A 13042-nucleotide genomic window follows, 5' to 3' on the forward strand; every position below is an offset into this window, starting at 1 on the left:
CTAGAAATTAAGTCATAATAAGTATATTTCTAAATAATGATACCTGGAATATGCCAAGTTTAGTTGACTAGAAACACGCTCTGTTCAATTTGTTTCATTTCATAGAAGTAACCTTTTTTATCCATCAATTCTTCGAATGTTCCAGCCTCGACTATGGTTCCATGGTCCATCACAATGATTTGATCCATCTTCTCTAATCCTGTTAAGCGATGGCTAACGACAATAACAGTATCCTCTTTTGCTTTTTCAAATAAATAGCCCATGATATGTGCCTCAGTTAATGCATCAATGGATGAGGTTGGCTCATCTAATAGCCATAAAGGTGATTTTATGAGCAGAGCTCGGGAAATTGCGAGACGCTGTTTTTCTCCACCCGAAAGATTCTCTCCTTTTTCTAAGACTTTATCATCTAAAGAAAAGTGTCCAAGCTTCACCTGTTCCAACATGTCTTCCATTTCTGTGTCACTTAATCCATCACTGGCAAGCAGTAAGTTATCTCGTATGGTTCCATAGAAAAAATGATTTTCTTGTAAGACTACATTTGTATTTTCCCAAATGGACTCTTGTGATAAATGAGCAATCGAATCATTGTTAAAACGAATTTGACCTTGGTCTACATTATAAAATTTTAAAAGCAACTGCAATAACGTTGATTTTCCAGAACCACTTGGACCGACTATGGCTGTTTTCGAACCAGCTGGAAATGTTGTAGTTACATTTGTTAACGTATTACGTGTTTCATCTGGAAAAGCAAAAGTTACATCCTTCACTTCAATCGAAGGAACCCCTTGAATAGAACGATTTTCAAAAACTTCTTGTGGTTTCTCTTGAACAAAGTCTTTACCAACAACTGCGGTAAGTCTTGACGCAGCTTGCCGACTCTCTTCTAAATAACTTGGGAAAGCTGCCATGGAAGTTGTATTCTCAAATACTGTCAATGAAACCATGACAAACATCGCAAGGTAAATCCCATTTAGTTGACCATCTGCCACTAAATATGCGCCAACACCTAGAACAACCAATGATATGAGGAGCGATAGAAATTTGTTAGCAGCCTGGCTGAACAAGTTATGAATACTTTCACGTTCTTGTTCATCTAAGTAGGCATGTACAGATTGATGCAGTTCGCCTTCTTTTTCTTTTAGTTGCTGGTGTATTTTTAAATCACGAAAGCCATAAAGAAATTCTGTCACTTTGGTAGACAATTCTCCGCGTCTTTGTCTCACCAGTCGATCCACTTTTCGTTGCGTTAATGCAAAAATTGATGGAACGACAAAGGTAGTTAGTAGAAGACCGATGAATATGACCAAAGCTACTTCTAACGAAAACAGCCCTGTAAAAAAGATTGTACATAAAAATACTAATAGTAAAACAACCGGTGGGTAAAACACGCGCAAAAAGAAATTTTGTAATGCCTCCACATCACCCACGACTCTAGCAAGAAGATCTCCACTTCGATATTTGCGGAATATCGTTGGTGCTAATGGTTCTAACCGCTCGTAAAAGGAAACACGCATATTACTTAACATCGTAAATGTCCCTCGATGAGAAAAATAACGTTCTCCGTAGCGACTTAATGCTGATATTATTCCTAAAATCTTAACAGACACAACGATGATCATTAACGTATAAATTGACGGTGTCAAAGCCGCCTTGGAGATCAAATACCCACTGGATGCAAATAAACTAACAGCTGTTATCCCAGATATAAACCCGCAGATAATAGAATAGAAAATATCCTTTTTTTCTACGAGTAATATCTTGATAACAAATCCTAAGTTATTCAATTTGCCATCCCTCCTTGTTGAACAGACACCATATTACGATACATGTCCACCGATTCAAGCAGTTCCTCATGTGTGCCAGTGGCCAAGAGTTCTCCGTTTTCCAAGAAAATAATCTTGTCGGCATTTTTAATCGTATGAAGTCTGTGTGCCACTGTAATGACAGCTGAAGCTTTAGAAAGTTCCTTAATAGAAGCTTGCAAAATCTTCTCAGTTTGAAGGTCGAGTCCAGTTGTCGGCTCATCAAACAGAATGACAGATGGATTTTTTAGGAAGGCTCTAGCGATGGCAATTCGTTGTTTTTCTCCACCTGAAAGGTCTCTTCCTCCTTCACCAATAGGTGTATCATAGCCCTGTTCAAGTGAAGCCACCAACTCGGAAATTCCAGCCTTTTCAGCAGCTTGTACGATTTCTACTCGAGTCGCATCCAAACGTCCGCCTAGCGCAATATTTTCCGCAATTGTTCCCGAAAACAAATAAGGGTTTTGTGAAATATAACTTAATCGATCAAACCAATCTTTCTCTTTAAAGTTTGACCTTGGTTTCCCATTAATAAGCATTTCTCCCTCTGAAACTGAAACAAGTCCAGCAATCACATTTAATAGGGTTGATTTCCCCGCACCTGTTTTACCGACAATGGCTACTTGTTCATTTGGAACAATTTCTAGCTGAATGTTTTTTAATGTAAATGCATCTTCTCCATAAGTAAATCCTGCACCACGCAATTCAATTGTCAGTGGTACTACTCTTTCCAAGCTTTCCGCTCCCCATAAAACAGGTTTCTCTGTTTCATTTAGTTCATCAGCTAGCTTTTTAGCAGCCCCCATACTTCCCCTACCCGTATGAAAAGCACTGCCTAAGTCTTTCAGTTTTGTGTAAAACTCTGGAGCCAATACCAACATAAAAAATGCGGTTAAAAAAGCTAAATCCTGAAAAACGATTAAACGAAGAGCAAGTTCTAGGGCAATGATCCCCATACTCAGCATCGAAATGAATTCCAATACTAACGAATTTTGAAATGCAATTTTAAGTACTTCCATCGTAGCATCACGAAAATCAATACTACTTTTTCGAATCGTTTCTTTTTGTTCTTTGGAACGTCCAAGTAATTTAAGGGTTGTCAATCCCTGTAACGTATCGAGAAACCCTCCCGAAAAAGCAGCCATTTTATCCAATTGTTCTTCGGATTTGTCCTTTGTTTTAAAACCGATAATCATCATAAAAATCGGAATGAAGGGTGCGGTAATCATAATAATTAGTCCAGTGGAAATATGTTGTGTAAAGATGACCACTAAAATGATTAGTGGAATGATAGTAGCTTGTATTACTTGAGGAATATAATCGCTAAAGTAACTATCAATTTCATCCACAGTATCCATCATTACACTTACCTTTTTACCAGACTGTCCTTGAAGTGATGATTGCGCTGTACTATTAGAGAATTTATTTAAAAGGTTTTTCCGAAGATTCCCTTTAACATGTGTAGCCATTTTCACTCCAGTTCTCCCACTCAAATACTGAAGGATTGTTCTTGCGAAAAACGCGAAGAACAATCCTATCAATAGTGGTATAACATCAGAGAATGTTGCATCTTTTAAAAAGATACGATCCACAACAGAGACTAATAAATAACCCTGTCCTACAATTGCAACACTTGTTGTGACAGCAAAAATGACCAAGAGAACCAGCTTTTTTTTCTGTTCTAATGCTAATTCTTTAAGTCCAACCATTGCTTATACCTCCTGAAAAATGAGCTGATTTAGAGAAGTTTCTAAGTAGACAAACTGGAAATCAGAATCCACTACTACTAAACCTTTAACTTTATTTTTCTTTTGTAACAGATCCATCTTTTGGAGCAGCCCAGAACACAACTACGATCGCCGCGAAAATTACGATAAATGGAGCGCCAAAGATTAGAAAGTCATTTAGCATTCATCTCACTCCTTTTTCTTCGTTCCTTTGACATAATCTTTATCAAATAAGAAGAGTTTTAATAATAGGTATATTGAAGGTACTAGCAATATCAATCCTAAAATGAACACCACAATTAGTGAAATGGCCATTGCATCATTTGTAAAACCTTCGTGAATCGTTAAATATGGATACAGCAAGTATGGATAAAGGGAAATTCCATATGCATAAAAGGCTAGAGCAAACTGCCCTACTAATAGGCCAACCGCCAATCCATAGTTTTTTCGCTTCCACGTAAGCCATACTGTCCCAATCCATAATAGGAACGATAATCCAAACATCCACCATAAATCTAAAATACGTTCAAAATGGTCCGGATTGTGAGAACTTAATTCGTAAATGATACCTACTGCAGCAATGATTAAAGGGAAAGCCCAGAGCATTGCATATTTGCACATTAGGTTTGTTGCTCCTGTATCTTCTGCTTTATTTGAATACCAGGTAAGGAAAACAGCCGAGATATAAAGGACTGCAACGATCGATAAAACGACAATAGACCAGGTTAAAGGACTCGTAAACAATGCTCCGTAGTCTAAAACAGGATTACCATCAATCATGGAAATAAATCCACCTTCAGAAATGGTAAGAACTATGGATAATGCTGCCGGGACCAATACGCCTGCAATTCCATACATGAAGGCATATCCTTTATGTCCTTTTGATCCGTACAGTTCAAATGCATAATACGAACCACGAATAATCATTAAGATTAACGCAATACTCGCTGGAACAAGAAGGACCGTTCCATAATAGAAAGCTGTTTTCGGGAAAAATCCAACAATCCCAACAAAGAAGAATACGAAAAACACATTCGTAACCTCCCAAACTGGAGATAGGTATCGCTGGATAATTTTTGAAACCACATGTTGTTTCCCAGTGATTATACTGAAAGCATTAAAAAATCCTGCCCCAAAATCAATTGATCCCAAGATGACATAACCAAATAGAAATGTCCAAAGTACTGAAATCCCTATTATTTCTAAACTCATGTTGTTTCACCGCCTTGTGCAGCTTCTTGTTGTTCAAGTTCTAGCTCAACTGGATTATTTTTAAACATCCGACGAAGTACGACAATGGTTCCAATTCCTAAAAACAAATACAATATCCCAAAGAGAATTACCATTAATCCAACATAATCACTAGACGTAGCTGCTTCTTCGATTGTCATTATTCCACGTAGAATCCATGGTTGTCGACCAACTTCAGCCATCCACCAGCCAGCTTCAATTGCAAGGAAGGAAAGAGGACCTCCAAGAACAATGAGCCAACGATACCATTTAGATTTTACGAATGACCATGCCCGTTTGATCCCTATCCAATAGACAAGAGAAAGAACTACCATGAATCCCCCAATCGTAACCATTAAATCGAAAAAGTAATGGATAATAAGTGGTGGCGTTTCTTCCTTAGGAAATTGGTCTAATCCGATTACTTCTGAATTCGGATTTCCATGTGCTAAGATACTGAGTCCATAGGGTATCTTGAGCTCATATTTCACTTTTCCTTCATCATCCAAAACTCCATACATTAGGAGTGGTGCGCCTTCTTCCGTGTCAAAATGCCATTCGGCTGCAGCTAATTTTTCTGGTTGGTACTCTGCTAAATATTTACCTGAAAAATCACCGATTAAAGCTGCCGCAATGGAAAACACAAGTCCTATTTTCATGGTCAAATAAAGTGCTTTTTTATGATAAACATGTGTTGAACCTTTTATCAATTTGTAAGCCGCTATGGCTGCCAGCATAAATGCAGCTGTCATATACGACGTTGCAAGAACATGGGACACTTTCGTCGGCATCGACGGGGTAAACATTGCTGCAATTGGATTTGGATTTACCAGTTGCCCGTTCACAATATCAAAACCTTGTGGAGTATTCATAAATGCATTTACTATGGTAATAAATAGCCCTGAAGCGGCCGCACCAAGAACAACGGGAATGAGAAGCATAAAGTGTTTACGTTTATCTTTAAATCGATCTCCCGTGTATGCATAAATCCCTAAAAAGATGGCTTCAAAGAAGAAGGCAAATACTTCTAAAAATAGAGGCAGTGCTATAATATTTCCTGCCAGTTCCATGAAGTTTGGCCAGAGTAATGAAAGTTGTAATCCAATCGCTGTTCCGGTTACAACACCTACAGCAACAGTGACAGCAAACCCGCGAGCCCAACGTTTAGCCATCAAGATATAATGATCGTCTTTTTTCTTAATACCCACCCAATGTGCAATCATAATCAGGAGTGGAACCCCTACCCCTATCGTTGCGTAAATAATGTGAAATGAAAGGGTAAGTAGTGTTAGTACACGACTACCAAATACTGGATCATCAAATAACAATTTCAATCCGCCTCCTTTTACTCAATATCTTTTCACAAGCTCTGCTTTGTATATATTATAAAACTTGAGTAACGATAATACATTTTCATGTTGTAATCTAATTTTAACTGCAATTGAATGCTAGTAGGTGTATATCTTGTGACAGTAACGACGATAATGTGAACGCGATCTTTCCTGACGTTTTTAAGTGTATGGAGGCAGAGCCATTTTGAGTTAGATAATATAGAAGTAAAATGATCATTAGCTGAACCAACTAACTGTTAACCCTCACTGTAATTAAATATAAAAAAACCGAATCTCGGGTCTTTTTTCAAAGAGTCCGAAATTCGGTTGATTGTTTAATTTTCAGCACCTAGAGTACGTCTTCCTTCTTTCCCCAAAAACCCATCTTGTATAATCAATTCTATAGATCTTTTAGATCGCGTGATGATTTAATAAAGAATGACATAATCAGCCCCACAATTGCAAGTATCAATCCGAAAACAAAAGCAGTTTGAACTCCCGCGGTTAAAGATTCACTAATTGCCAACGAGCTAGCTGGATCTGCTAATTTATTCAAATAGTTGGTCTGTGAAGCTGACATAATTGTAATTGCAACGGCCGTACCAATTGCACCCGATACTTGTTGCAATGTGTTCATCAAAGCAGTTCCATCTGGATATAGGTCTCTTGGAAGTTGGTTCAGTCCATTTGTTTGAGCTGGCATCATTACCAAAGAAACACCTATAAATAAAAATGAATGCAAGAAAATGACAAGTAATATAGACGTTGTTGTCGTTAGGTTCGACAAGCTCCACAACATAATTACCATAATAATAAATCCAGGTGTAACGAGTCCCCTTGGTCCGTATTTATCAAAAAGGCGACCCGTTATCGGAGACATGATTCCATTTATAATCCCCCCCGGTAACAGGACAAGTCCCGCCGTAACCGCAGCTAACCCAAGGCCCGTCTGCAAGTATAAAGGTAAGAGAATCATTGAAGACAAAATGACCATGAAAGTAACAAAGACACTCAAGACACCCAGAGTAAACATCGGATATTTAAATGCACGCAGGTCTAGCATCGGCGTCTTCATTGTAAGTTGTCTAATGGAGAATAAAATAAGCGCTATAATACCAATCACAATGGTCGCAACAACGATGGAACTTCCCCACCCTTTATCTCCCGCGGCACTAAAACCATAAACAATGCCTCCAAAACCAATGGTCGATAAAATAATCGATGAAATATCAATTTCAGGTTTCGTAAGCGTAGAAACATTTTGCATATAAATAATTCCAGCGAGTAGTGCAAGCGCTAGAAACGGAAGAGTGACCCAAAAAATCCAATTCCAGCTTAAATTTTCAATGATTAAACCTGATAGTGCTGGCCCAATCGCTGGTGCAACCATCATGACCAATCCCATTAGACCCATGATTGTTCCCCTTTTATGGATTGGGAAAATCAGCAATATCGTATTAAACATAAGCGGTATTAATATACCCGTCCCGATTGCTTGAATCACACGCCCTACAATCAAGACACTGAAAACTGGGGCCGCTCCCGCAACAATCGTTCCAATAATAGAAAATACCAATGACGCAATAAACAATTGTCGTGTACTAAACCATTGAATTAAAAGAGCTGAAATAGGAATTAATATCGCTAAGGTCAATAGATAACCCGTTGTTAGCCATTGAACGGTGGGAGGAGGTACATCAAATTCCTTCATTAAACCCCCGAGTGCCATATTGAGAGCTGTTTCACTAAATAATCCAATAAACCCAGCAATTAAAAATGATAGCAAAATGGGGGTTGACTTAATAACTTGATTTTGTTGCTGTGCATTTGTTGACATAAAATATTCCTCCAATTAAAAACTAAATCAACCTTGTTTTATTCCATTCTGCTTTGAATGATTAACCGCCTCAATTGCTAATTCTTCTTTGCTATGAACTCAAAACTCATGATTGCTTAAACAGTTTACCATTTTCCGCTGTCTATTGGCGATTTATTTGGAGGGGATAGATTGATGTATTCGCTTAATCGTCTCAATGTGTAAGGCTTCGTGGTAAAAGCTAAACAAAAACACCTCACCAACTGTGTAAAACGTAATACCTAGTTGGCAACTTTTCAAGTAAGCGTCCTTGAAGAAAATCCTGAATTTTTGTTTTTTGTTTCGCTAAAACTTCGGCAATCTCTGTAAATGATGGCGGCGCTTCTTTCCATTCTGCGGGTTTCGTTCCAGCGCCAAAAAGTTTCTCATAATCTTTCGGAATGTTCATCTCTTCACCTAAAAGTCCAAAGACAAGCTTTTCCTGTACAAATGCAATGTGCCCAAAGTTCCAACGAATAGTGTTGTTAAAACCTTTTGGCATCAAATCCGAAATTTCTTCCGGCATTATCTTCATCGTTTGCTCGGTTATTCCTCGCACTGTTGCCATATGCTTAAAAATGGTTTGTTCCAAGATAAATCCTCTCCCTTTTTAATGATCTTTGTATTGCTATATCGCTGTCTTAGCGTTCTCCTCCAGCTAAAAGGATTATTTTTTAAAAATGGAACAAGTATCTAAAGCAATTCGGAATTGTGTTAGAACATGGTTCCATTGATTTCTTTAATAGGGTACGTAAAATTTATCTTCCGACAGGGTCTATGGGTTCCTTCCCCATTAAAACAGCTATTAAATTTTCTGCAGCTCGCATCGCCATTGCCTCTTCTGTTCTCGCAGTAGCAGATCCTATGTGAGGGATTGTCACGACATTCGACATTTGAAGTAATGGGTTATGTGGATCCACGGGCTCTTTTTCGAAAACATCCAATCCGGCTCCATGAATAACTCCGTTTTGCAAAGCATGAATAAGCGCTTGTTCATCAACGGTCTGACCGCGAGATACATTTATAAAAAATGCTGATTTCTTCATCAATTTAAATTCCTCTTCACCAATGATTTGGAAAGTTTCAGGCGTAAGGGGTGTCACCAACACGATATAATCGGCACGTGTTAAAAGTGACGTCAAATTACAATACTCCGCGCCATACTTCTCTTCAGCTTCTGGTTTTCTGTTCCGATTATTATAAAGGACATCCATATTAAATCCGAATTTTGCTCTTCTCGCAATCGCTTCTCCGATTCGCCCCATTCCAATGATACCTAAAGTGGTACTATGTACATCTTTTCCATAGATTTCGCGATAATTTGTCGTCGGTTTCCAGCTTCCATCTTTGACGAATCGATCCAATTCAGTGATACGTCTAGCAGTTGATAAAATAAGGCCAAATGCTAAATCTGCAACCGTCTCATCCAAAACATGAGGCGTATTGGTTCCAATTATATTTCGTTTATTCATAGCTTCTACATCAAAATTATTGTAACCTACGGATACATTACTAATGACTTTTAAATGAGGGGCGTGATTCAGCAGCTCCTCATCAATCCTCCCTACCATACTGCTACCTCCAGTATATAATCCTTCAACATCAGCAATTTCCTTTAACAGAATATCTCTCGGAGTTCGCCCATCGCCCTGCCATTGTCGAATATCACAATACTCAGCCATAAAATCTTTCACATGTTCAGGTATAGAATATGTTGAATAAACTTTTGGTTTCATTTTACATTCCTCCTACTAATCATTATCTTCTAACTCTAGTGTGGCATATTTTACAAATACTAGCACTTAAAATAGGATTATGTTTATTGAAAAAACACTTTTTAGAGGACTTAACAATGAGGTACTACTGTGGCAGACACAATGACAATCAACTGACACACCTGAATAAACAAAAAACATGACATGCACCAATTTATCCGGTCTTCATTCTATTATTATGAAATTGACAATCACGCTATACAAAAAAACCGGCTATTGGAATCGATCCAGCCGGTTTGCTTTCATTCAGTGCGTATTATATATGCTTTCATAAGTGCATAAAGCGGAAGTTCATATAATTGTTTATCATATAATTTGAAAACACCTTTTTCCACTAGTCTCTGGATGATTTCTTCTCTTTTCTGGTCCATCTGTGTTTCCTCTATCATTCTCATGCTGATATTACCTCCTTGACGTTGAATCCACGTAATCTATACCACAAAATACTATTTTTTAAACATGTTACTTTGTGAAAATAGGAATATGGATGAGTTCCGTTGATTGGAACGCCAGGTGCAGATTCTAATACAAAACCTTCTATGATGAATTTGACTCAACTAAATACTTTATCAATTTCCTTCCTGTCATAATCTAATATCCAATCATTGTATTCTGTATAAATTTCACGAATTGATACAGGAGACGTCGCCACCAAATCACAGCCTCTGTCATCATACACATGGAAAATGGTTTCATTTTTTATATTTAAAAAGTAGACTCTATCCTTAACTCTAGGCTTAATTCCCATATCTATATTACAGATAGCCTTTAACAGAGAGACGTAATTAATTTCCGAGGTTTTACATTTCAGACTAAAACGATGTGTTTTATATTTGCCGTCTTCATTGTCTTCAGGAATTATATAAGGGATTACCTCATGCTGCAATTTACATAAAACAGACTTATCCCGTATATACCGTGAGAAAATGTTCAATTTTCCACGGAGTGCCCATTTACCTCCAAAGTCATTTACATATACGGCGATAATAATTTCGTCATCTTCTTTATGTAAAGCTCTAAATAAAGTTACAGCTCTTTCATATACGCCCTGAAGATAAACACTTTCTTCCTTGCTCTTCCAGTCCACCCCTAGTTCAAACCGGATACCAACATCACAATTGTAAAACAAAGGTGGAGTCAGGGCTAAGTTCGGAAAATTAGTTTTCATAAATTTAGTTAACCCCATACTCACTGCTCCTATCCTTATGGGTAATCTTTATTACATATTATATATGTAGAGATAAAGAATCCCGTCAACAACGCTTGGCGCTAGAGGATTATATAGAAATATTAGTTCAACTTATACAATTAGAATAAATGCCCATTTTACATCCTTCGGCGCTTGGGTCCGTACTCTTTTTCCCCGATGTCAACACTACGGATACACCTACTTAGCCAGTATAAGTTCCCCAGTTACTGCATCAATATACCGAATCTTTTTTTCGGAATTCCGGTGGCACGCTTGATAAACTAGAATATACGACTCCGTTTCGCTATCGTAATCGGGTTTCCAGGCTAACTCGAAATCCAATTGGCTTAAAAATAGTTCACGCGCTTTTGCTTTAGATATAGCCGCTTCAGATGGGATTGATTTTAGCTGTTCCAAGTCAAAACTCGGTCCATTGTAATGATCGATGAGCCCTGTAGAGCGACTGACGGAAACCAGGAACCTGCTACTCTCGATATGTATACCATGACCGTTATGCATAGAAATTGTAAATGTTTCCCTTGATGAAGCCAGATCTTCTTCATCTTCATCTTCACGGACAATCAGTTGCATATAGGGATAGTAATCTGGAACTACCATTTGTAAAAACTCAATGCATTTTTGAAAACATTCTTCACGGCTAAGTCGTAGTTCGCCTTGTCTTTTATTAAACCACATAAAGCTTTTAACAATGCCTGTTTCCTTGGAAATGAAGGCTTTAACCGTATCTTCTGTATGTCTAATGAAAAATCCGTTTATTGATAAATCCTGTCTTTCATCTCCCAGTTCCGATCTCGCCAGACAATACCGGTTTCATTCTGCATATCCACTTCACGAATTACTTCCATTCGTTCCGTGACCCCTATGATTTCTTCATTAGTTAACTCTTTCCTTACCACCTCACTTGAGGTTGGAGTAAGTGAGATATTATCACAAGTTGAAAATGAGTAGGTATGTCAACTATCCCCATTGCCCGTTTTTTAAATTCTTCTCGAAGCAAACAATCCACCTCCCTATTCATTAAAACATCTCTTATGTTTAATACGTACTAGGAGATTGATAAGTTCCCAAAATTGGAATAAAAACGGTACGAGATTCTAACACAATTCAAAATCGTGTTAGAAACTCGTACCGTTCACTTTTTCACCTTATTTTTTGTTTCCTCATCCATTGCGTTGCAACCCACTTTTCACCAGATATAACTGGTGCTCCAGCATGTAAAGTTAACTCGTTTAAATCTTCATCACTATAGAAATACTCAAAGTAAACTGCCATACCCTTTTTTGGCGTTACTGAAAGATTCAGTTTAGGAAAGGTAGTTTCTCCACCTTGTTCTACATCATTTAAGTACATAATGAGCGTACTAATTCTATTGTTTTTTGCCGCTTGACTTGTTGATGAAAAAAAATCATGATGCGCTTTATATTCTTGACCAGGCGTATACTGAAGAATTTGCATACCTTCTCCGTGTTCAATAGGTATATTCATAATAGTAGAGACTCTTTTTTCAACCTTAGCTACAATTTCATTTTCACTTTCTTGAAAAAACATACTACTACTGGTTCTCAGTTCATTTACGTCATGTGTTGACCCGATTTTTGAACGTTGCAGTTTGTCCTTTGACAATCTGATTAGTTCATCGCATTCTTCGTTACTTAATACATTGCCTAAAATCACTATCAATGGCTCTTCTATTCTAGTGATGATGTCAATCTCTCTGTCTGTTATTATTTTACTTCCCTCGTGACCAAATATCGATTGTTCCTTATTCTCCGTAATCATCTTCAAACGACCCCTTATACAATTTGATTTTCAAAACGAGTGCGTTTATTAGTAATGATTATTCGTGTTAATGGTCTTCTTTCGATTAATGTACTGAATATTCAAGAGTGTGTTTTAATGCCTTCTACTCCGAACACTTTATTTTATCACACAATTTTAGCATATCGCAAATTTATAAAAATAGCTTTATATAAGGCTGTGTCCATAACTCTTTGACTGCTATTCTCACATTTAAGCACCTCTCCAGTGAACTTATTGAACAACAAAAACACTGAGAATCCAGTGATGTATTTCCAGTGTTTTGTCATACTAACCTTCCCTAGATATGAA

At 37.6% G+C, this 13042-nt stretch carries 12 protein-coding genes; all 12 read right to left on the bottom strand.

Translation table 11 applies throughout. The annotated features are described in order from the left end of the window. Positions 1-59: 59 nt before the first annotated feature. Positions 60-1787, bottom strand: coding sequence for a thiol reductant ABC exporter subunit CydC (gene cydC / locus AC25Y6_RS07280; RefSeq protein ID WP_488142508.1), 1728 nt, complete (start codon positions 1785-1787; stop codon positions 60-62). Next, positions 1784-3514 carry a thiol reductant ABC exporter subunit CydD gene (gene cydD, locus AC25Y6_RS07285; RefSeq protein ID WP_488142509.1) on the bottom strand — a complete coding sequence of 577 codons (1731 nt, stop codon included), beginning with the start codon at positions 3512-3514 and terminating at the stop codon, positions 1784-1786. Before cydD ends, cydC begins: the two co-directional genes overlap by 4 nt. 91 nt (positions 3515-3605) lie before the next feature. Then, positions 3606-3716, bottom strand: a complete 111-nt coding sequence (gene cydS, locus AC25Y6_RS07290; RefSeq protein WP_488140281.1) for a cytochrome bd oxidase small subunit CydS family protein — start codon at positions 3714-3716, stop codon at positions 3606-3608. Positions 3717-3721: 5 nt separating this feature from the next. Next, positions 3722-4744: a cytochrome d ubiquinol oxidase subunit II gene (locus AC25Y6_RS07295; protein ID WP_488142510.1), complete on the bottom strand. Its 1023-nt coding sequence runs from the start codon at positions 4742-4744 to the stop codon at positions 3722-3724. Then, positions 4741-6090: a cytochrome ubiquinol oxidase subunit I gene (locus AC25Y6_RS07300; protein ID WP_488142511.1), complete on the bottom strand. Its 1350-nt coding sequence runs from the start codon at positions 6088-6090 to the stop codon at positions 4741-4743. The genes AC25Y6_RS07295 and AC25Y6_RS07300 overlap by 4 nt, the downstream gene beginning before the upstream one ends. A 403-nt stretch (positions 6091-6493) precedes the next feature. After that, entirely contained in the window at positions 6494-7930 is a 1437-nt protein-coding gene (locus tag AC25Y6_RS07305; RefSeq protein ID WP_488142512.1) for a DHA2 family efflux MFS transporter permease subunit, read from the bottom strand. A 235-nt stretch (positions 7931-8165) separates the two neighbouring features. Then, positions 8166-8540: a DinB family protein gene (locus tag AC25Y6_RS07310; RefSeq protein WP_488142513.1), complete on the bottom strand. Its 375-nt coding sequence runs from the start codon at positions 8538-8540 to the stop codon at positions 8166-8168. 166 nt (positions 8541-8706) lie between these two features. Then, positions 8707-9684 carry a 2-hydroxyacid dehydrogenase gene (locus AC25Y6_RS07315; protein WP_488142514.1) on the bottom strand — a complete coding sequence of 326 codons (978 nt, stop codon included), beginning with the start codon at positions 9682-9684 and terminating at the stop codon, positions 8707-8709. 281 nt (positions 9685-9965) lie between these two features. Further along, positions 9966-10118 (bottom strand): Fur-regulated basic protein FbpA, encoded by a 153-nt coding sequence (gene fbpA / locus AC25Y6_RS07320; protein WP_482102923.1) that lies wholly within the window; start codon positions 10116-10118, stop codon positions 9966-9968. Between the two features lie 158 nt (positions 10119-10276). Continuing rightward, positions 10277-10909 (bottom strand): DUF3885 domain-containing protein, encoded by a 633-nt coding sequence (locus AC25Y6_RS07325; RefSeq protein ID WP_488142515.1) that lies wholly within the window; start codon positions 10907-10909, stop codon positions 10277-10279. A 201-nt stretch (positions 10910-11110) separates the two neighbouring features. Continuing rightward, the gene (locus AC25Y6_RS07330; protein WP_488142562.1) at positions 11111-11716 is read right to left on the bottom strand and encodes a YcdB/YcdC domain-containing protein; all 606 of its coding nucleotides are present in this window, start codon (positions 11714-11716) and stop codon (positions 11111-11113) included. 357 nt (positions 11717-12073) lie between these two features. Next, the gene (locus AC25Y6_RS07335) at positions 12074-12712 is read right to left on the bottom strand and encodes a 2OG-Fe(II) oxygenase (protein WP_488142516.1); all 639 of its coding nucleotides are present in this window, start codon (positions 12710-12712) and stop codon (positions 12074-12076) included. Between the last annotated feature and the right edge of the window lie 330 nt (positions 12713-13042).

The sequence above is a fragment of the Sporosarcina sp. Y1004 genome, from assembly GCF_057669665.1.

Coding starts and splice junctions, on each gene's coding strand:
- cydD (WP_488142509.1), bottom strand. CDS start 3,514: ATGGTTGGACTTAAAGAATTAGCATTAGAACAGAAAAAAAAGCTGGTT.
- cydS (WP_488140281.1), bottom strand. CDS start 3,716: ATGCTAAATGACTTTCTAATCTTTGGCGCTCCATTTATCGTAATTTTC.
- AC25Y6_RS07295 (WP_488142510.1), bottom strand. CDS start 4,744: ATGAGTTTAGAAATAATAGGGATTTCAGTACTTTGGACATTTCTATTT.
- AC25Y6_RS07305 (WP_488142512.1), bottom strand. CDS start 7,930: ATGTCAACAAATGCACAGCAACAAAATCAAGTTATTAAGTCAACCCCC.
- AC25Y6_RS07315 (WP_488142514.1), bottom strand. CDS start 9,684: ATGAAACCAAAAGTTTATTCAACATATTCTATACCTGAACATGTGAAA.
- fbpA (WP_482102923.1), bottom strand. CDS start 10,118: ATGAGAATGATAGAGGAAACACAGATGGACCAGAAAAGAGAAGAAATC.
- AC25Y6_RS07325 (WP_488142515.1), bottom strand. CDS start 10,909: ATGGGGTTAACTAAATTTATGAAAACTAATTTTCCGAACTTAGCCCTG.
- AC25Y6_RS07335 (WP_488142516.1), bottom strand. CDS start 12,712: ATGATTACGGAGAATAAGGAACAATCGATATTTGGTCACGAGGGAAGT.